Consider the following 20,927-nt stretch of genomic DNA (forward strand, 5'->3'; position numbering starts at 1 on the left):
TTGCAGGATATTATCTGACAACAATCGTAATGGTGGCTGATGCCTTAAAAGGCCCGGTCGCCAATGTTCCACCGACCAGATTTACCGGATAAGCCTGAAAGTTTGTGGTTCCGGCTCCGCTTTGATCGATGCTCAGTTGGCCTCCATCGATTGGAATTTCTATATATCCTGTGGTTACATCCGTTATGTGGACACCAACATCGGGTGTGTTATCGCTCTCGCGACGTCTCGCGACTAAAGTATATTCATCAGTATGATCTGATGCATCTATCCGCATAGACAATTTATTTTTGATAGCTGACATGTCACCACAATCATAGGTGACATCAAATCTTACCGGTGTGTACCCTAACGGCATACTATTTTTTGTGGTGAAACGTTGAGCACTAATAAATCCGAGATTGACGTGAATGGTATCGCCCTGATTTATTTTGCAGGATTGCGGTACAGTAATCCTGCCCTGAATATAGATGTTAGCAATGTCCTTAACAGGACGTGGATAAGTTGAAGAGTTTGACCATGCACCCTGGATTGACGCAATATGTGTTTCCGGGATAATCAGTTCGCCCAAAAAAGGTTTGGTGACATACAGCGTAATAGTGGTGTCTTTACCAATGGAAAAGCCTGGCGCTCGAACATCACTCGGATCAGCGGTGCAGACACTGTTCTTGGTTGCGCTCGAGTAGAGAACATCATTACCTTTAAGCGCACGGCTTAGATCACTTGGGACTGTCACTGCGGGATTGCCGGGAATATCATTTATCTGAGTTTTAATGTCCAGATTATCGTTCAGGCGATAATACTTGTCTGCATGGCCAGTCGTGGTCAATGCTGATTTGACCATATAATATAGGGTAACCCTGGACCCTGCCGGACAAGAACAGTCTATTGCATAATTGGCCCCGACAGATGAATTTGCTACAGTAACTTCCTTGCCGGAAACGTTACTCTCTTTTGGCCAGTCAGCAGAAACATCGGTCTGAAATGCACCTGTACCGTCACAATCCCCCGTGACGGCTTTTACCGAGGGGCTAAGTAACAGGGTGGCTACCACAGCAGCAAGAGGCAATAGCTGTTTAATCATTTGTTAACTCCCTAAAGACATTTTGCCGAATCACGAATAACTGTGGCGGTAATTTGTGTTTTATCGTTCAGACTGAACGTAAATTGACATTGTTGGCTTATTTCATTCCCCCAGCGAACCTTCCAGGTTTGTGGTTGCGTATTGATACCGGAGAGGTAAATAATACCTGCTTCATCGACAATACTTTGCTGAAACTGACCTTCATTACTGGCAACAGCGCCAAAAGGTATAGGCTTACCCTGGGCGTCAGTCAGTGCCAGTAATACCCTGTGACCAATTTGAGTATTAAAGTCTGCAATAACTGCCGCCCCCTGACCCGGTACGACAATCTTTGCTGTTTCCTGGACATCCACATTATCTGGCATTGTGGTGGTGTCTAAGGAAATACGGTTTTCCTGGTAAGCCGTTAAATAAGGAATAACAGCGTAACCGAAGTAATCGGTAGCTATACCGGGGTAATTTTTAATTCGGATATTTGATGCGCCTTTAGCATCAATGAGGGCAAATGAATTACCCAGCGGTTGTGAAAGCGTAACACCATGAGGATGCGCGACAATGCCACCTGAAAGTCCGTAGCTGTACTGGCGACTGTTTGATGAGTAGTCATAGCTTGCGTTAAGCGTGCCATAAGCAGAACGGTAACTGCCAGAAAGCGTACTACCGTTGTTGCTGTCATCCTCACTCATTCGTTGTCTAAGACTGTAACTTAATCGGTTGTCATCAAGGAAAGAACCGGTAACGCCAGCCTCATATTGCGTAGAACGGTATTTTTCATCCGTGACGCGAAATGTTGCCTGGGCATCGGGTAACCAACGAGCCAGAGGGACACTCATGCTAATAAAGATTGCTCTGTCACTATCGCGATCGGCATAATCGGTGAATTGCCCACTCACGCTGTAACTGATGCCTGCGAGATAACCGTTCAGCCCGACTGAAAGGTTACGATCGCGTTGTTCATCTCCCCAGTATTCTCGTTGCGTACCTGAAATATAAAAACTTAGGCTATCGGTCAGCGTTTGGTTAATGTTGAAAACCGCCTCGCTGCGTTGGTGATTATTCACATCAATATCGCGCTGGTTAGCGTCGGCAAAGGTAAAGAAACCTGCGTTGGTATAACGCGAATAACTGAGTGAAATGCTTGTTTCTGTTTCTGGTATGTCTTTAATATATTGAAACCGTAAACCTTCCCCGGAAAATTTTTCACTATTTTCTAACTGTGTTTTTGCATATGTGTAATCAGTGGAAAGTGCTCCCAGAATTCCCAACGTGCTGCCGATACCTAATGCGACTGCCTGATAATCTTTCGATCCGGTCACGCCACCATAAAGAGTGAATATATTGTTGAGACCGTAAAATGCTGTACTTTCAATGAATTCGGGTTCTTTACTATCCGATGATGGATCGGCGCGAAAGCGACCTGCGGTCATGCTGTATGAGATATGTCCCGGTCGTTGCATCACCGGAAGTGCTGAAAATGGCTGAGTAAATCGGCGAATACTGCCATCAGCTTCTTCAATGGTGACCTCTAAATCACCGCTAAATGACGATGGATAGAGATCGTTGATTTCGAAAGCTCCCGCCGGGACATTACTTTGATAAATGGTATAGCCATTCTGGCGAACAGTGACGATGGCGCTGGTATTAGCGATCCCGCGGATAGTCGGGGCAAAACCACGCAAGCTATTTGGTAACATGTTCTGGTCGGAATAAAGTCTGGCACCGGTAAACTGAACGCTGGAAAAAACCGCGCCATCTGTGGCACTTTCACCAAGAACGAATTGCGACTTTAAAACCTTAATATCACGCTGCAACCAGGTATTAATACTATCCCAACGATTCTGGTCGCTGCTATGTGTCCATGTGGAGTAATTACGTAATCGCCAGGGGCCGATATTGACCCCGTTTTGCATATTAAGGTACATCCTTTCATTATTTTCGCTACTGCTATAATGACTGTTTGAACCACTAAAACTGTAGTTGGTAAACAGTACAGGAATACCATTATCCCAACGTGCAGGGTCAACATAGCCAGAAGGAGCGTGCAACAGGAATAGTTGCGGTATATTTAAAATAATTTTGTTCTGGTTGAGCGCTATTTTTGTTGTGCTTCCCGGCACGCTTTTGGATAAATCGGCGACCAGAGCGCTATCATCCAGAGTATTGAGTGATTCAATCTCATCAACTTTGAAACCTAATTCACGTAACAGACCTATAGTCAATTGTGGTTGAAGCTGCCCGCTATCATCCAAAATAAAGGTGATTTTTTTCCGTCCCGTCTTTTTTTCGTTGATGACGATCTCAACATCATATTCACCGGGAGCATGTGTATTTTTCCCTGAGAACGCAGACAAATCGCTTGCGCTTTGACCACTTTTTGCGGTTTCCAACAAGGTGGGATCAAAGTAGTAATTGTCAGCTATAGCCTGGTGAGGAAGAAGAGCGCCTCCGGTGAGCAGAACAGGTAATACCGTTTTTAACCAGCAGGAAAGCGGTTTCATGACCGGTAAAGAGACATTTTTTCTTTTAGTTCTCATTATTCCCTTTTGTCCTTATTTTCCTGTTGTGCTGACAGACCTTGTATAAATAATTATTGTAAAGTGGATGTGTAGGTGTCAGTATTGCCGCCATAGTCATTAATTGCAGCCCACTTCACTGTGTTTTCTGCAATTAATGGCAACGGTAATTGTTTATGTTCACCGGGTGAAATAAACTCGATTTTATCTGTAAGAACTGTTTTCCCTACAGCCAACCCTGAAAAAACAACGTAATATGCGGATGGATTATAAATATCCAGTTGATTGCTCTTCCTGGTAAACTGTAATCCTTTATAAGCATCTGAAGGTCGCCCCTTCAAATTCGCTGGCCTAAAGAATAGTTTTATTCGTGTTTTAAAGACCAGAGTGAGTAAGTTACTGTCTTGATTTTCATTTTTATCTACAGCCGGAATGGCACGGACGTTAATATAAAAAAGAGACTCTTTGTCACTCGGAAGATTGCCATCAGTTTTAATGATCCGCAATGAAGAATTGTCTCCCGCATCAAGACGAAATAGCGGAGGCGTGATAATAAAAGGGCCTCGAGAAGAGTTCGTGCCATTTTCTACCCAGGATTGCAACAAATAGGGAAGTTTATCACTTTGATTAGTGACTGACAATGCGGCTTCTTTCTTGCTGTCATTATAAACAACACGTGTTCTTTCCAGAAGAATACCACCAGCAAGACTCTGGTTAACCCAACCTGCTAATAGTAAAAATAGTGTAATCGATTTTTTAATCTTCATCTTCTGTTACCGCTACAAAATAAAACTGTCTCTTTAACAGTAAACTGCTAAAGAGACAAAATAAATGACTATGAACTCATGGTTAATAATCAACGGTAGTCAAGAGTGACATCCACCGTAGCATCAGCATCGCCGGGTTTGATCGCAGTGGATTCTACAGTTGACACATAGTAAGCCGCTAAATTTAAATCCATTGTGACACCCGTAATCGGGAAAATGGTTCTCGGGCTATTGAGTTTGTTAAGTGCCATTGGTGTATTGGCATCTTTTTCAATATGAATACCAACACCTTCCGCAGTCTCTGTCGAGATTGCACCCGTAACAGCAACAAGATTATTATCGGGACCCGTCGTTCCACCGGAACGCGTCTCCAGCCATAACTGGAAGGAAGCATCAACACTACCATCATCATGCTCCCATGCAGTTGTTGGGCAGTTTTTTAAGGGGATAGTAAAAGGGACAGTTGGGGATTTATCACCCACAAACTTAAACTGATGAGAGGCATAACTGCCTAGCTGAACCTCAACTACGTCACTATCGGCAAATTCACAGACAGTACCCAAAATTTCACCTTTGAATTCAATGGTTCCGTCTGTTGCTGAGGCGCTTGCTGCGAAAAGTGCAAGTAATCCTGCGAGAGCTGTTTTTGTAACGTGATTCATTTATAACTTTCTCCATGTCTAAGTATTAAATTGATATTCAATGTGAATGTGTGGGTAACATCTACTACAGATATTATACAAACTGAATCATTTTTACTAATGTCAAAGTTAAATTTCGGATAATATTTATATATGGAGATATTATGTTTTTATTATTTCCATATAAAATTTTTATGTTTTTTGAGTGATGTAACCACATGAGTTTAATGATTTATTTTTTTTTTTTCGCGGCGAAATGGGGGGGGATTACTGAATTAAGTAACGTGTTCTTCTATAATTTAAACATTGAACATAAAGTGGGAATTATGTTCAATGTTATTAAACGTTATTTAATTGGGCATGTTGTTATGTGTGTTAATTTAAAGTATGTAATTATGTTTCTCCAGTGTTAATTTATCAAATAAACAAGTAAAGTTATTATGTAGCCACATCAATGACACTGGTGTTAAACAATTCACTTTACGAGTAAGAAAACGTTTCGCTGCATCCTGCTTACCTTCACCAGTCACCAACAGCAACACTTCTCTGGCATTGAGAATATCTTTCAGGCCCAGGGTGATCCCGCGTGTAACGGGGCGATCAGCGGTTTTAAGCATCTCATGTTGCTGCGTTTTGGCATCAAGTGTGCTGATATGACAGGCTGGTTGCAGGCTTTCCCCTGGTTCGTTTAGCCCAAGATGACCGTTTTTCCCTAGTCCGAGAACGCATAAATCCAGACCGCCTTTGCGCGTAATCAGGTTCGTTACCCGTTCGCACTCTGTCTCATTTATCTCTTCGGAGCGAAAGCTGATGAGCTGGTCTTCACGTAGACCCAGCGGCTGTACGATATGCTGTTGAAGGAAAGTTTCACAGGTGCCAGGCATCGTTAATGGCAGATCTACCCATTCGTCGAGCTTCACGAAGGTCAGTTGGCTGACATCAACCTGCTGTTGGTGGATTTTTTCTACCAGATAATGATACGTCAGTAATGGCGTCGCACCGGTCGCCAGGCAGATAACGGCATCCGGTTTGCTACGAATTAAGGTTAATAAATATTCGCTGGCGCGTTCACTTAGCGCCGTATAGCTTTCAACGTACTGAAGGGTTTGCATGGTGTGAATTTCCTTGAATAAAGAGGCACCGCAAGATGCAGTGCTCAGACTGATGGCAAACGCAAAATTGCCTGATGCGCTACGCTTATCAGGCCTACATAATCTCTGCAATCTATTGAATTTGCATGATTTTGTAGGCCGGATAAAGCGTTCACGCCGCATCCGGCAAGAACAACGCAAAATTGCCTGATGCGCTACGCTTATCAGGCCTACGCAATCTCTGCAATCTATTGAATTTGCATGCTTTTGTAGGCCGGATAAGGCGTTCACGCCGCATCCGGCAAGGACAACGCAAAATTGCCTGATGCGCTACGCTTATCAGGCCTACACAATCTCTGCAATCTATTGAAATTGCATGCTTTTGTAGGCCGGATAAGGCGTTCACGCCGCATCCGGCAAGGACAACGCAAAATTGCCTGATGCGCTACGCTTATCAGGCCTACACAATCTCTGCAATCTATTGAATTTGCATGATTTTGTAGGCCGGATAAGGCGTTCACGCCGCATCCGGCAAGGACAACGTAAAATTGCCTGATGCGCTACGCTTATCAGGCCTACACAATCTCTGCAATCTATTGAAATTACATGCTTTTGTAGGCCGGATAAGGCGTTCACGCCGCATCCGGCAAGGACAACGCAAAATTGCCTGATGCGCTACGCTTATCAGGCCTACACAATCTCTGCAATCTATTGAATTTGCATGATTTTGTAGGCCGGATAAGGCGTTCACGCCGCATCCGGCAAGAACAACGCAAAATTGCCTGATGCGCTACGCTTATCAGGCCTACATCGTTTCTGCAATATATTGAAATTACATGCTTTTGTAGGCCGGATAAGGCGTTCACGCCGCATCCGGCAAGAACAAAGCGATCTTTATTAACAATCTGAGGCACCGCAAGGTGCAGTGCCTCGTTCCATTTACAAAATGCCGAGAGCGGAACACATAATTGAGAGCACAAACGTCACGCCGATTAACAGAACCGGATGCGCTTTTTTCACCCGCAGTAAGTAATACATCAACAGGGTGTAGGCCATCGGTAAAATATTCGGGAAGACTTTATCGAAAAAATCCTGTTGCAGGGTGACGTTGTGGGTACTATCGATGGCAAATGACGTCACCACATTAATATGCACATACGAAGCAATCAGCCCTCCAATCACCGTAATACCGAGAATCGTTGCCGAACGCGCGATCATCTGCGAGTTCTCCCGGACTTTATCGATCGCCTTCACGCCCACCGAATAACCGACGTGAGTCCAGCCAACGCGCAGGAAAAAGATAAGCAAATAAACGGCGAAGAACAGGATCGGCCCGAGTAAATTTCCCTGACTGGCGAATGATGAACAAATTCCCGCCATAATCGGCAACAAGGTAAACCAGAAAATCGCATCGCCAATCCCGGCGATTGGGCCAAACAGTGCTACTTTGAGGCCTTTAATGGTGTCGCGATTTTCTCCTTTTTCCTCCATCGAAATTAATAACCCCATCAGGAAGCCGACCAAATTCGGGTGGGTATTAATAAATTCGAGATTGTCTTTCATTGCCGCGCTTAAGCCCGGTTTGTCGTCCTTATAAATCTTTTTCAGGAGCGGCAACATCGCCCAGGTAAAGCCGCCCGCCTGCATCCTTTCGTAGTTAAAGCTTGCTTGCAGCAGCGACGAACGAAATCCCAGACGGGTGATATCTTTTTTACTGATTTCAGATCCCATTGCTGTAGTCCTCTTCTTCATTTTTACTGGCAACGGGCTGCGGTTGCGCTTGCTGCCGGGATTTCGCATTGAAAAACTCATACACCGCAAAGCCTGCGCCCAGTACGGCAACTGGCAACAGGTTGCTGACCTGGATGTAGCAAACAAACAGGAAACCGGCGATCAGGTAAGGGATATATTGCGCTTTGAACATCACGCGCAGCAGCAAGCCAAAACCAACGGCAGGCAGAATGCCGCCAGCCACTTCAAAGCCGTGGGTCAGCCAGGCGGGCATCGCTTTCACCAGCACCTGCATCGCCCCTTGCGCCAGGTAAGTACAGAGGAAAGCAATTACGGCATACGACGAGGCAACAATTAACATCATTATCCAGTTAAGTCGGGAAAACGCTGCCGTATCCGCCTCTTTTGCGCATTTATCGGCTTTCGCCATAAATAATGAGAATGCCGAATAGAAGAACAGAATGACGTACTGCATGAATAGACTAAACGGCAGACCAAGACCTATCGCCGTTTTAGCATCGACGCCGGTAGACCAGGCTATGACAGTGCTCATCAGGCCAGCCATTATAGGGTTGGGCGGCTGGACACCACCTGCAGGGGTTAATCCTGCAAAGGCCTGTTCTGTCAGACCACCGGTAATTAAGCCAGTCTGAATATCACCGAGAATAGCGCCAGTTAGTGTACAAACAATTATCGGACGGAATAAAAACAGGGCTTCCAGCCAAAAATCGATCCCCAGGACAAAAACTAATGCCGCCAGGGATAGCCCTTGAATTAGGGTTATTTCATGCATTTTTTTACCTCAAACCAATATTAAGGTGGTGGCGAAGTTAGTCAGGAATGATTTCCTTTTGATTGCCGGGAACATCCTGAATAAAAACATTCACGCCGCGTTGTTTTATAAAACGTAAGTCGGCAAGATCTTGTTCATTGACGTAAACTTTACTGCTAATCTGCTTTTTCCCTTCCGAGAAGTGCATATTGCCGACATTAACGTCTTTCAGTTCAATACCTCCTTCCACCAATTTACGTACCGTTTGTGGTGTACGGCAAATCAGGAAGATTTTCTGATGCGGCGCGGCCTTACCAATGACATTAATAGTTTTTTCGATAGTAAAGAAACGAATACCGAAACCGTAGGTTTCTGCGGTAATGCCCATCAGTTTTTGTTGCATTTCATCGCTGGCGACGACATCATCCACGACTACCAGCAGATTCGCGCCAATAGCGGATGTCCAGGTGACTCCGACCTGTCCATGAACTAAACGGTTATCAATACGGGTTAAGATAATATTTGGTAGGGCCATAGTTTATTCCTGTTATCTCTGCCGTTTTCAGTTTGTTCCTTCGGCGGCAATAAAAAAAGCAGATAATTAATTATCTGCCTTGTGGTTTATGCGATTTTTTGCATCCGTTCTAATGCTTGTTCCAGCCAATATCTTTGGGTGCCGAAGTTTAAACGTAAGTAGTTTTCACCGTTTTGCACATAATGGCTGCCATCTTCAATAATGACTCCAGCGTTGTGGGCAAAATGGTTGACCCATTCGGTTGCTGTGCGTCCACTTTCACTGACGTCAACCCATGCCAGATATGACGACTCTGGTGTCATCATTTTCCAGTTGGGAAAATGCGTTTTGAGGGCATCATTAAGCCAGTGGGAGTTATTGCGTAAATATATATTTAATGCATCCAGCCAGGGTCTTGCGTGCTGATAAGCCAGTGTAATTCCCCAAACGCCAAAAATATTCGGTGAAGTGATTGAATTCATTTCCAGTCGCTGGCGAAAACGCTGCCTCAATCCTTTATTTGGAATGACTGAGTAAGAGGTTTTCAGTCCTCCGAGGTTAAACGCTTTATTGGGCGAGGTTAACAGGATCAGATTATCGGCATCAGCGCTTCCGCAAGCCAGGCAACTGACAAACTCACCTTCAAGCAGATGCTCGGCATGGACTTCATCCACCACCAGAACAACATCGTAACGTTTACATAAGTCTGAAACCTGGCGAATCTCATCTGCTGTCCAGATCCTCCCCGCGGGATTATGTGGGGAACAGAAGAACCATAGTTTTGGCTTGTGATTTTTAAGCTGATCTTCAACCAGTGAAAAATCCAGTTGATAACGGTTATCGGTGACGCTTAACGGATTCGCCAGCACTTTCACTCCCTGGCGCTCCGTCGCCATTGCAAAGGGGTCATAAACCGGCGTATTCATCATCACGCTATCACCTGGCTGACAGAACGCCTGGACCATATAGTGCAGCGTGGAAACAGTTCCATAAGTCAGGGTGATCCATTCTCGCTCGATGCTAACGTGGTGGCGATCGCGCTGGAAGCCTATCACGGCGTCATAAAACTCATCAAAGGCGTATGTGTAGCCGAAAGTTCCGTGCTCAACAATTCGTTGAAAACCGTCAATGACTGCTGGTGGCGAAGTAAAATCCATATCTGCGATCCAAAGAGGGATGAAATCCTCCGGAACTGCGCCGAAGCGTGAGCAGACAAATTGATGATCCCATTTGCGGCACTTGTCGCTTTTACGCTCGATAATTTTATCGAAATCGAACATTTTCAACTCCTGTTAAATTAAAGCTTCAATGCCCGTTTTCACACTTTGAACTTGCGGGCCAATAATTACCTGCACACTGTGAGCATCTAGTACAACCACCGACAGGGCTCCTGCATTCTTTAACGTGGCTTGATCCACTTTCGACATATCTTTCACCACCAAACGCAAACGAGTAATACAGTTATCAAGTGAATCAATATTTTCTTTTCCACCAAGCGCACTCAAAATCACAGCATGATCGTATTTAGATTTGCCTCGTGCTTTTGAATTTGCAGCAACAGCCAGAGCTGCATCATCAGATGCTTCCTCGCGGCCTGGGGTTTTAATATCATGCTTAAGGATATACCAACGGAAAACAAAGAAATAAATAGCAAACCAAACAATGCCCACTGGAAGTATTAAATACCATTTAGTGGAAGTACCCTGCATGATACCGAATATTAATAGATCCAAAATCCCGCCATCAGTATTACCGATAGTCACGCCCAGGATTGCCATAACCATTAAGGCCAGACCGGACATGATAATATGGAATATATATAACGCAGGAGCAATAAAGAGGAATAAAAACTCAATCGGTTCAGAAATGCCTGTAACAACAGATACTAATACGCCTGAAAGTAGTAATCCTTTAATTACCGGACGGTTTTCTGGTTTGGCTGTACGATAAATAGCGTAAGCCACAGCAGGCAAACCAAACATAAAGGTTGGCATAAAGCCTTGTGATAAAAATGCAGTAACATGTGGGCTAAAAGGAAGACCGGCTTTTAATTCTGCATAGAAAATATTAAGTGCTCCGGCAACTTCATGACCGTCGACAATTTCTGTACCGCCCGCAGGTGTAAAGCGAACCATTGCCAGTAAGATGTGATGCAACCCAAAAGGCTTAAGCAAAAGTACCCCGACACCATAAAGAAACGGACCGAATACGCTGGTACTTTGAATAATGTGACCAATACCGGCAATGCCCATTGCCACATAGGTCCAAAGCAAAGGAATGGCCAGGCCTACTAATGATAATGTTAGCGAAGTGATGATGGGTACGAAGCGGATACCGCTAAAGAAGGCAAAGGCATCATGTAAAACAGTATCCTGAAAACGTTCGTGGAGAAAATAAGTTATTACTCCGGCGATGATGCCACCTAAAACGCCCATCTCTAAGGTTTGAATACCTAATACTATCGATTGCCCAACCTGCTTCATCGTTGCAGCATCGGCAAGCTGATGGGTAACAGTGAGATAATAATTAATACTCATGTTCATTAGCATATAGCCAACAAAACCCGAATATGCGCCCACTGCTTTATTTCTCTTTGCCATCCCTAATGGAATTGTAATAGCAAACATAACCGGTAGATAAGTAAATGCAAAGCCACCTACCATTGCAATAAAACCAAACGTAAGTTGGGTAAGCTCACCACCTAAAAAGGGTAAGTTATTAATTGTTGAGGGGCTGGTTACTGAACTACCTATACCTAACAGAAGTCCCATAAAAGCGAGTAATGATACTGGGAACATAAATGTTTTTCCTAAGCTTTGGAAAAACTCCCAGACCCGTGACTTTATAGACTTTTCCTGCGCCATTTAATAGATTCCTTGATTTTTATAAGCATAGTTTCAAGGCCATGAAAAAGTAATCATGACCTTTGATATTTGTGAAGTAAGTTGTTTTTTATTGTCTGAATACAGCTGCTAAGAAACTGTTATTCACATATTTTTAATTACCGTAACCTTTTGTAGGAACCACAGACATTAATTTTATTTCTGACAACTTCTTTCATCGCATCCATGCCGACGCGCATATAATAACGAGGATCATTACCCTGCGGATTTTCCGCAAACTAGGCTTTAACCGCGCCGGCGAAGGCTATTTTTAATTCTGTGGCAACGTTCACTTTTGTGACGCCAAGTTCAATAGTGCGACGAACAAATTCATCCGGGACATCACTGGCACCATGCAGCACCAGAGGTACATCCACCACTTCACGAATTTCTGCCAGCCGCTGGAAATCAATTTTTGGCGTTTTGCTGTATAACCCGTGCGCCGTGCCGATAGCCACCGCCAGACTGTCAACGCCTGTTAGTTCAACAAAGCGTTTGGCTTCTTGTGGGTCGGTCAGAAACGCACTTTCGGCGTCGACGCTCATGTCATCTTCCACACCGCCCAGGCGGCCCAGTTCTGCTTCCACGCTGCAATCCTGTGAGTGGCAGAAGTCGACAACCGATTTCACCAGCTTCACGTTCTCGGCAAACGGGAAGTGACTGCCGTCGATCATCGCACTGCGCACGCCTGCGTGGACTTTACGGCGAATATCATCCAGCGATTCGTGGTGGTCGAGATGCAGCGCCAGTGGCATGTTGTAGGTTATGGAATAGGCACTACACAGGGCGTAGATCTCTTCCAGTGCGATATGTTTAAAGGTGCCCGGCGTTCCGGCGAGGATCACCGGCGATCGCATTTCACTGCACACTTCGAGGATCGCCTGGATCGTCTCGGCGTTATGAATATTAAAAGCAGGCACCGCGTAGCCATTGGCCTGGGCGTCCTGTAACAGATATTTGGTGGAGATAATGCTCATAATGCGATCCTCTTATGCCTGCCACGGATGAATGATTACGCCTTGCACCACGCGGTTAACGGTGCCACTGGCTGATGGGGTATCCGGCGTATTGCCTATGTGCAGCGACTGCATCAGTGCAAACGTCTGGGCGTACATCAGGAAGCAAAACGCCTGCTCAACGTCGATAAAGTGACGGGACGGCGGCAGGATGATATGTGGACCGGCAGCGATGATGTCGCTGCTTTCCGCGGCGATGGCGATGACGCGCATCGCCTGGTTATCGCGGCGCAGTTCTGCCAACAGATCAAGATCGTACTGACGGGTGTAGGGATGACTGGAGACAAACACCACGACCAGCGTTTCGTCATCGACCAGCGATTTCGGTCCATGACGGAATCCGGTTGGGGAATCATAAAAGGCCGCCTGTTTACCCGCGGTCAGTTCCAGCACTTTCAGCGCCGACTCGCGTGCTGCGCCCTGTAAGCCACCGCTGCCGAGATAGACAATCCGTTTCCACGGTGCGTAACCAAACACACCTTCGCTGAAATCGCCCAGCGAGGTCAGGATCGCCTGGCAACGATCTGCCACGTCGCGGAAGGTTTGGCTGTTGATCGTCTCAGGTGCGAAAACCGCGAGGCAGCTGGCCATCATGGTGGTGATGCTGCTGGTCATCGCAAAGCCGCGATCGTGCGTTTCTGCGGGCATCAGTAGGGCAAACGCGTTGTCGCTGTTGATCGCGTTTTGGTAAAGAGCGCCCGCTTCGTTGCAGGTGATCGGCAGGTGATAGCATTCCGGTACAAATTGATTTGCCAGTTCCACGGCGGCAACGCTTTCCGGGCTGTTGCCGGATCGACCGAAGGAGATCAACAGCAGCGGATGAGCTGGGTTCAGGTAGTCCATTGGATTGGTGACCAGATCGGTGGTCGGTACGGCGCTGAAGTTTTTACCGGTATGGCTGGCGAGCCACGGCGCGATGATGTCACCGATAAATGCCGAGGTTCCGGCACCGGTCAGGATGATCCGCAGATTCTCTTTGCGCAGTAACGGTTCAAGGAAGCTATTGAGCGCGGAACGTAGTGCGTCGATGTTGGTGAGTGAACGGAGCCAGGCGCGAGGCTGTTGGCGAATCTCTTCTTCAGTCCATGTGCCGGTGGTAGCAGCGGCAGGGGTATAATTTTCTGGCATAACTCAATCCTTAGTCTGATGAACTTGACGTCGGGCGTTGTCGCTTTCTCTTGCCTTTCGTTTCATTTCAATTGGTGATGTCATTCGTTGATTAAAATCTATAGAAAAGAAACTGAAAGTTCAATGGAGAAAAAAGAAATAAAACGAGATCATTGAAAGAAAAGACAAGGGAAGATTAAAGGATTGCGTGATGATGTCGCTATGTGCACTGAATGCCGGATGCGGCGTACCGTAGGTCGGATAAGATGCGCCAGCGTCGCATCCGACACCGCTGCACAGATCAAAACGAAAGAAAAAGAAAGGCCTTACAGGGGAAGTGAAGGCCCAATAAAGGAGCAAACAATCAAAACGAAGCTCGTTGACCCTGAACCCAGATTTGTTGCACATACAATCTGTTATCCAGTGCAATAATACTGGCGCGTTTCCCCGGTTTTAGCGACCCAAGAACATCATCCATACCCAGCATTCGCGCCGGATGCAGCGACGCCATATGAATCGCTTCTGCTGGTGTTACACCCGTCAACTCGACCATATTACGTACCGCCGCATCGACAGACAGCGTACTGCCCGCCAGCCCACCGGACGCGGTACGGACAACGCCACCGTGCATCTGCACCTCTTCACCACATAACGTATAGCGACCATCCGGCATCCCGGCTGCCTGCATCGCGTCAGTGATCAGCACGATTCTCTCTTTCGCACAGCAACAACACAGCGACATCGCCGCTGGATGCACATGATGACCATCGGCTATCAGTTCCAGCCAGGCGCGCGTCTCCGTTAACCCTGCGCCAACCATTCCCGGCTCGCGATGGTGTAGTCCCGTCATCCCGTTATAGCAATGCACCAGACCGTCTGCGCCAGCGTCAAAGGCGGCGTGAGTTTGTTGCCAGCTCGCCGCGCTATGCCCCAGCATTACCCGTACGTTTTGCTGTTTAAGATGGTGGATGGCCTGCAATGCTCCCGCTTTTTCCGGTGCCAGCGCCACCACGCGCAAGGTGTGCTGAGAAACGGCAATCAATTGATCCAGCTCGGCAATTTCCAGCTCGCGGAACAGTTCCGGTGGATGCGCACCTTTATTCTGTGGTGTGAAGTACGGTCCTTCGAGATAACTCCCCAGCACCTGTGCGCCAGGCCCACCGCGCTGGCAGCGTAGAGCAATACGTTCCAGCGCCGCATGAATGGCGTTGAGCGGCGCAGTTACGGTTGTCGGCAACCAACTGCCAACACCTTCCCGTGCTTTATGCATTGCCAGCTTGTCGAGTACATCTGGCGCGTCATCCATGACATCAACGCCCGCGCCGCCGTGGACGTGAGTGTCAAGGTAAGCAGGGCAGAGCAGTTCAGCGTCGCGTTCAGTCACGCCAACGGGAATCGGTTCGATTGCGGTTATCACGCCGTCAGTAATGCGCAACTGATGATCGTCAAGCCAGCCCTCTTCAGTTAGCAACTGTCTGGCGCGTAGAATCTGCGTCATATCCCTTCCTCGACCGGACATTCTTCATGGCTGCGTCCCAATTCGTCTACCAGACTGGTTAACCCGCGATGCCCGCACTCCAGCGCCTGTACACGGAATTCTTCGCAACTCAACCCTTCTCGCTCCAGCACCATCTCCAGTAACAACTGCAAATTGGTGCCAGTGATCACTTCACGCCCTACTTTTTGCAGCGCCAGAGTAGAGGCCACGCGAAACGGTGTACCGCCCAGCAAATCAGTCAGAAAAACAATGCCGTCTTCACAATCAAGTTTGGCGATGGCTTCTTCAAGCTGCGAAGTGAGCAACGCGGTGCTTGATGTTTCCGGAAAATCGATAGCGACAAATTGCGATTGCTCACCCAGAATCTGCTTCATCGCTCTTTCCATTCCGCTGGCAAAACCGCCATGCCCCGTCAAAATAATACTTAACATCGAAAACCTCTTTGTTTTACAGGAAGTGGCAGAATTTACCGACAACGCCCAGTACCACAGTGATGCCAATCAGACGTAGCGGACTCCAGCCGCGGCGTACCAGCCAGAACATGGTCAGGGTATAGACCAGCGGCAAAAAGGCGGGCATCAGTTTGTCGATAACGTCAGTTTGTAGTTTGACGACCGCGTCACCAGCGGTGATTTCCAGCGTGGTACTTAAACGGACATAGGTTGCGACCAGCGCGCCGATAACCGTCATCCCAACGATAGACGCCGCATGACCGACCTTTTTCGTGTTCGCTTTAATGAGCGGAATCGCGGCGACGCCCATCCGGTAAGCGTAATGTGCGAGGCCAAAACGCAGACCGAGATGCACCACGTTGAACAGGACAATAAACACCACTGCGCCAAGAATGGAGCCTTGTAATGCCAGACTGGCACCAATCCCGCCGCAGATCGGTAGCAATGTTAGCCAGAACATCGCATCGCCAATCCCACCAAGCGGTGCGCCGACGGCAATTTTAGTGCTCTGGATACTGTTCACATCCTGCTTTGAACGTTCCATCGCGAGGATAATGCCAATAACAAACGTCACCAGAAACGGATGGGTATTGAAGAAGCCCATATGGCCTTTCATGGCGCGTGCCAGATCGCGTTTATTGGTGTGGATCTTTTTCAGTGCAGGTAGCAGACCGTACAGCCAGCCGGAAGCCTGCATACGTTCGTAGTTAAAAGACGCTTGTAACAGCATGGAACGCCAGGCGACGCGGTTGATATCTTTTTTCGTCAGTTCTGCGCCAATGCTCTGATCTTCATAAACGTTTTCATTGACGCCGGTCAGCAGAGTCTCTTCGTTTTCGCTGACGTTCGGCAGGGTCGTTTGATTAGATGCCATCTTCAAATTCCTCTTTCTGTGCCGCAGGTTGAGTTGGTTCAGGTGATTTACGCAGCAGGTCGATCAGCGCCATTGCCAACGCGGCAGCAGCAATAGCCAGCACCGGCAGCTTAAGCCAGGCTGCGGCAACAAAGCCCAGGATGAAGTAGGGGATGTAGACGTTTTTCATCATGATTTTCAGCAGCACGGCAAAACCGATTGCTGGCATGATGCCGCCCGCGACGCCAAGGCCGTCAATCAAACGTTGAGGCAGTACATCGATAACGGTTTTCGCATGTTCCGCACCGAAGTAGATAGGCAGGAAAGCACAAAGGAAATAGAAGGTCCCCAACGCCAGCAGCGCCAGATAGTTGACCCGTTCAATTCCGCGAGTATCGGCGTTAGCCGCCATTTTGTCGCAGCGAGACATGACGCCAGACATCACCGAGAACAGGAACGTAATCCCCATTTGTACCGCGACCGCGAAGGGTACGGCGACACCGACCGCGACATCGGGTTTCACGCCAGTGGTGATGGCAAATGCAGTGCCGACGATAGTACCGATAATCACGTTCGGCGGCTGTGCGCCCGCCAGCGGAGCCAGACCCATCCATACCAGTTCCAGTGTACCGCCAGTTAAAATACCGGTATGCAGATCGCCAAGTGCCAGCCCGACCAGAGGGCCGAGGACCACCGGACGGTGCATATGGGTTAAGCCATTAAACATATCCAGGCCAGCGATGAAGGCGAGAATGCCTAACGCTAATGCCTGCAACAGACTAATTTCCATGATGAATCCCTCAAAGTAATTTAAAGAGGTCCACTGCTGGTTCGGTCGGGACGCCCTGAGCGAAGCATTCCACCCCAGCGGCTTTCAGGTCGTTAAACGCCGCGATATCGCCCGCATCCACAGAAACCGTTTTGGCGATTTGCTGCTTGCCGTTGGCGTAGTGCATATTGCCAACGTTAATGCGGCTAATTGGTACACCACCTTTAACCAGCGTCAGAAAATCAGCAGGTGTTTTACAAACCAGCAAGATTTTCTGTCGATCGGCGGCGCGGTGGATATTGTCGATGACTTTTTGCAGCGTCCAGAAACGTACGGCGATCCCTTCTGCCAGTACCATTTCCATTAGGTTTTGTTGTACCAGATCTTCTGCAACCTCATCATTGGCTACCAGCACCAGATTTGCCCCCGCAAATCCGACCCACTGAACGCCGACCTGACCGTGAATCAGTCGTTCATCAATCCGGCTTAAAACAATATTTGGCATAGTGTGTTCCTCGTTGTTGTTATGGTTTATTGGCCTTCACAGGCAGCGTGGTACTGCGCCAGGATGTCCTGAATATGATTGATAATGAGTTCCCGTGGCGTTGGTTGCAGTTCGCCGGAGCGAACTTTCACGTATTGCAGCGGCAGATACTGACTGATGAGCGGCAGCGGAATTGGCGAATCTGCCAGATTACGAACCAGATGGGCGAAAGCGTCATCAATCTGGCTGTCCGGCCAGTAATAGCGCACGCGATCCGAGTAGCTATAACCACGCGCCAGACGACGCGCGTTACCGTCACCGTGGTAGTGGCTTTGCCAGTATTCCGGGCGGTCGAGCATGACGTTTTCCAGGACCTGACGCAGGCCGGAGCAGGCTTTCGCGGACACCAGTTCTTCTTCAATTGCTGCGAGCGAAAACAGGGCTTCACGCAAGGCAAAGGTTAGCGCCGGGCCGACCTTCAGGATGGCAAAGTGATCAGTCACCAACTGGCGCAGCGATTGCGGTGTTTGATAATCGGTAGAGTGAGCTTCGAAAATCAGCGTTTCGTAGTTTTCGACCATCTGGCTTAAGGCTGTCGCTTTTGCGGGTTGATAATCGATAACGTTGGTGTGATCGAATTCGACGCCAGGCTGTACAACCAGCGCAATGATGCGGGGCTAGATAGCATTCAGACCTTGCTTTTCAAAGGCGTGACGATGGGCTTCGAGCGTGGCGCGAGCGGCATCCGGCGTTGTAACAGCCAGTTCGCTTAGGGTTTCATGTGCGCCGCCGGGGACCGGAACTTCGGTGCCGATGACATACACCAGATCGGCTTCACCAAAGTGTTCGCGGCAGGTTTCTTCCGCCACTTTCGCCAAGCGGGCGGCACGTTCGGCCACGATTTCATCGGTTAAGGGAACCGGATCGTCCTGACAGGACATGCTGCAATCAAGGTGAATTTTTTTGAATCCCGCTGCGACGTAGCTTTTAATCAAATCATCAGCATTGGCCATCGCCTGGGCTGCGGGTAGATTCTGCCAGCGGTTTGGACCAAGATGGTCGCCACCCAGAATCAAGGCATCCTGTGGGAAATTCAGCGAGTCAGCAAGCTGGCAAACGAAGCCGCGAAAATCGGCGGGCGTCATTCCGGTATAACCGCCGAACTGGTCCACCTGATTGGAGGTCGCTTCAATCAGTAACGGCGTTTGGTTTGCACAGGCGTAGCGGATTGCTGCTTCCAACACCAACGGATGTGCGGAACAAACGGCATAAATCCCATTTGTGTTGCCCTCTTTGTGCTGTCTCACCATTTCTGTCAGATGTTTCACTTTCCTCTCCAATTCAGATTGCCGTGGTATAGATCTTTCGTTTTGTTTCAATTGATACTGCGCCATGGTGATATAAAAATAAAACGAAAGATAATGGTTTTCTGATCTGATTCACAAAAGAAACACAATGAAAGTCTCTGGAGCGAGTACTGCTTGCGTCAATGGGGATGGTGGGCTTGCATTTGGTTAATAGAACGGCGTTAATAGTCAAAACGAAATGAAACGAAAGTTTTATGAAAGGATTTACTATGAGTAATACCGACGCTTCAGGCGAGAAGCGAATGACGGGTACGAGCGAACGACGAGAGCAGATCATTCAGCGGCTGCGGCAGCAAGGGAGCGTACAGGTAAATGATCTGTCGGCATTATATGGCGTATCTACTGTAACGATCCGCAACGACCTGGCATTTCTGGAAAAACAAGGGATTGCCGTGCGTGCTTACGGTGGCGCGCTGATCTGCGATAGCACGACGCCGTTAGTTGAGCCTTCGGTGGAAGATAAAAGCGCGTTGAACACTGCGATGAAACGGAGTATTGCAAAAGCTGCCGTCGAGCTAATTCAACCTGGCCACCGCGTGATCCTCGACTCCGGAACCACTACCTTTGAGATTGCCCGTCTGATGCGCAAGCACACAGACGTAATTGCGATGACCAATGGTATGAACGTGGCCAATGCCTTGCTGGAAGCAGAAGGTGTTGAGCTACTGATGACCGGCGGGCATCTGCGTCGTCAGTCACAATCTTTTTACGGCGATCAGGCTGAACAATCGCTGCAAAATTACCATTTCGATATGCTGTTTCTCGGCGTGGATGCGATCGATCTGGAGCGCGGCGTCAGCACGCATAATGAAGATGAAGCCCGTTTAAACCGTCGGATGTGCGAAGTTGCGGAGCGGATCATCGTGGTCACCGATTCCAGTAAGTTCAATCGTTCCAGTTTACATAAGATCATTGATACCCAGCGAATCCATACCATTATTGTGGATGAAGGGATTCCTGTGGATAGTCTGGAAGGACTGCGAAAGGCTGGGGTTGAAGTGATTCTGGTCGGGGAGTGAGAAAGGGTGCCCGCTGGTCAACACCAATGCGTTCGGCGGGCATTGTGAGTATTATCAATGGGTTTCTTCTGTCTCTCGGGTGAGGGTTTCCCAGTCGGCAGGAGGGTGTCCTCTTTCTAACATTTTGCTGAATACGGTATAGGCATCTGTTTTTTTACCGTAGGTGCGCAGCGTGTTTTTATCGTTCATCCATCCCAGAATGATGACTTTCTCTTTTTCGTTGTAACGAAAGAAGAGACGATAACGACCAGCACCAAATTTTACCCGTGACCAGTCTTTATTTTTCCCAGAGCCTAACGACTTGCGTAAGCGTGCAGCAAGAACCGTATTGACGGGGATGTGTTATTCAGTCGGCAGTGCTACGCGC

At 47.9% G+C, this 20,927-nt stretch carries 17 protein-coding genes and 3 pseudogenes; 1 reads left to right on the forward strand and 19 read right to left on the reverse strand.

From position 1 onward, the window contains the following. Positions 1–10: 10 nt before the first annotated feature. The 18 genes and pseudogenes from A7090_RS08040 to kbaZ all read right to left on the reverse strand — a co-directional run bounded on the left by A7090_RS08040 (position 11) and on the right by kbaZ (position 19,502). Positions 11–1,084, reverse strand: a complete 1,074-nt coding sequence (locus tag A7090_RS08040) for a fimbrial protein (protein ID WP_105273615.1) — start codon at positions 1,082–1,084, stop codon at positions 11–13. Positions 1,085–1,095: 11 nt separating this feature from the next. Continuing rightward, entirely contained in the window at positions 1,096–3,582 is a 2,487-nt protein-coding gene (locus tag A7090_RS08045; protein WP_446718720.1) for a fimbria/pilus outer membrane usher protein, read from the reverse strand. Positions 3,583–3,671: 89 nt separating this feature from the next. Further along, a complete protein-coding gene (locus A7090_RS08050; RefSeq protein WP_105273617.1) occupies positions 3,672–4,364 on the reverse strand; it encodes a fimbrial biogenesis chaperone in 693 nt (230 codons plus the stop codon). An 89-nt stretch (positions 4,365–4,453) separates the two neighbouring features. Continuing rightward, the gene (locus tag A7090_RS08055) at positions 4,454–5,026 is read right to left on the reverse strand and encodes a fimbrial protein (protein WP_105273618.1); all 573 of its coding nucleotides are present in this window, start codon (positions 5,024–5,026) and stop codon (positions 4,454–4,456) included. A gap of 359 nt (positions 5,027–5,385) precedes the next feature. Then, positions 5,386–6,171: a galactosamine-6-phosphate isomerase gene (locus A7090_RS08060; protein ID WP_105273633.1), complete on the reverse strand. Its 786-nt coding sequence runs from the start codon at positions 6,169–6,171 to the stop codon at positions 5,386–5,388. Positions 6,172–7,035: 864 nt separating this feature from the next. Continuing rightward, the gene (agaD, locus tag A7090_RS08065; RefSeq protein WP_105273619.1) at positions 7,036–7,827 is read right to left on the reverse strand and encodes a PTS galactosamine transporter subunit IID; all 792 of its coding nucleotides are present in this window, start codon (positions 7,825–7,827) and stop codon (positions 7,036–7,038) included. Beyond that, positions 7,817–8,620, reverse strand: coding sequence for a PTS galactosamine transporter subunit IIC (gene agaC / locus A7090_RS08070; protein WP_105273620.1), 804 nt, complete (start codon positions 8,618–8,620; stop codon positions 7,817–7,819). Before agaC ends, agaD begins: the two co-directional genes overlap by 11 nt. Positions 8,621–8,657: 37 nt before the next feature. After that, positions 8,658–9,134, reverse strand: coding sequence for a PTS galactosamine transporter subunit IIB (gene agaB, locus A7090_RS08075; protein WP_105273621.1), 477 nt, complete (start codon positions 9,132–9,134; stop codon positions 8,658–8,660). A gap of 86 nt (positions 9,135–9,220) precedes the next feature. After that, positions 9,221–10,393, reverse strand: coding sequence for a MalY/PatB family protein (locus tag A7090_RS08080; protein ID WP_105273622.1), 1,173 nt, complete (start codon positions 10,391–10,393; stop codon positions 9,221–9,223). Between the two features lie 12 nt (positions 10,394–10,405). Beyond that, the gene (gene malX, locus A7090_RS08085; RefSeq protein WP_105273623.1) at positions 10,406–11,977 is read right to left on the reverse strand and encodes a maltose/glucose-specific PTS transporter subunit IIBC; all 1,572 of its coding nucleotides are present in this window, start codon (positions 11,975–11,977) and stop codon (positions 10,406–10,408) included. 137 nt (positions 11,978–12,114) lie between these two features. After that, positions 12,115–12,972: pseudogene (kbaY, locus tag A7090_RS08090) on the reverse strand (tagatose-bisphosphate aldolase subunit KbaY). A gap of 12 nt (positions 12,973–12,984) precedes the next feature. After that, complete coding sequence (locus A7090_RS08095) at positions 12,985–14,139, reverse strand: AgaS family sugar isomerase (protein ID WP_105273624.1); 1,155 nt, start codon at positions 14,137–14,139, stop codon at positions 12,985–12,987. Between the two features lie 343 nt (positions 14,140–14,482). Further along, positions 14,483–15,616: an N-acetylglucosamine-6-phosphate deacetylase gene (gene nagA / locus A7090_RS08100; protein WP_105273625.1), complete on the reverse strand. Its 1,134-nt coding sequence runs from the start codon at positions 15,614–15,616 to the stop codon at positions 14,483–14,485. Further along, the gene (gene agaF, locus A7090_RS08105; protein WP_105273626.1) at positions 15,613–16,047 is read right to left on the reverse strand and encodes a PTS galactosamine/N-acetylgalactosamine transporter subunit IIA; all 435 of its coding nucleotides are present in this window, start codon (positions 16,045–16,047) and stop codon (positions 15,613–15,615) included. The genes nagA and agaF overlap by 4 nt, the downstream gene beginning before the upstream one ends. Before the next feature lie 16 nt (positions 16,048–16,063). Continuing rightward, positions 16,064–16,942 (reverse strand): PTS N-acetylgalactosamine transporter subunit IID, encoded by an 879-nt coding sequence (gene agaE, locus A7090_RS08110; protein WP_105273627.1) that lies wholly within the window; start codon positions 16,940–16,942, stop codon positions 16,064–16,066. Beyond that, a complete protein-coding gene (gene agaW, locus A7090_RS08115; protein ID WP_105273628.1) occupies positions 16,932–17,711 on the reverse strand; it encodes a PTS N-acetylgalactosamine transporter subunit IIC in 780 nt (259 codons plus the stop codon). Before agaW ends, agaE begins: the two co-directional genes overlap by 11 nt. A 10-nt stretch (positions 17,712–17,721) precedes the next feature. Next, positions 17,722–18,195 carry a PTS N-acetylgalactosamine transporter subunit IIB gene (agaV, locus tag A7090_RS08120; protein WP_105273629.1) on the reverse strand — a complete coding sequence of 158 codons (474 nt, stop codon included), beginning with the start codon at positions 18,193–18,195 and terminating at the stop codon, positions 17,722–17,724. Positions 18,196–18,221: 26 nt separating this feature from the next. Next, a pseudogene (gene kbaZ / locus A7090_RS08125) lies at positions 18,222–19,502 on the reverse strand (tagatose-bisphosphate aldolase subunit KbaZ). Between the two features lie 248 nt (positions 19,503–19,750). Between kbaZ and agaR the strand changes: the two are divergent. After that, positions 19,751–20,560: an aga operon transcriptional regulator AgaR gene (gene agaR / locus A7090_RS08135; RefSeq protein ID WP_105273631.1), complete on the forward strand. Its 810-nt coding sequence runs from the start codon at positions 19,751–19,753 to the stop codon at positions 20,558–20,560. 54 nt (positions 20,561–20,614) lie between these two features. Here the strand turns inward: agaR and yhaV are convergent. After that, positions 20,615–20,872, reverse strand: a pseudogene (gene yhaV / locus A7090_RS08140) (type II toxin-antitoxin system ribonuclease toxin YhaV); the annotation flags it as partial. Positions 20,873–20,927 lie beyond the last annotated feature (55 nt).

Source organism: Escherichia sp. MOD1-EC7003, assembly GCF_002965065.1.
Lineage (GTDB): Bacteria > Pseudomonadota > Gammaproteobacteria > Enterobacterales > Enterobacteriaceae > Escherichia.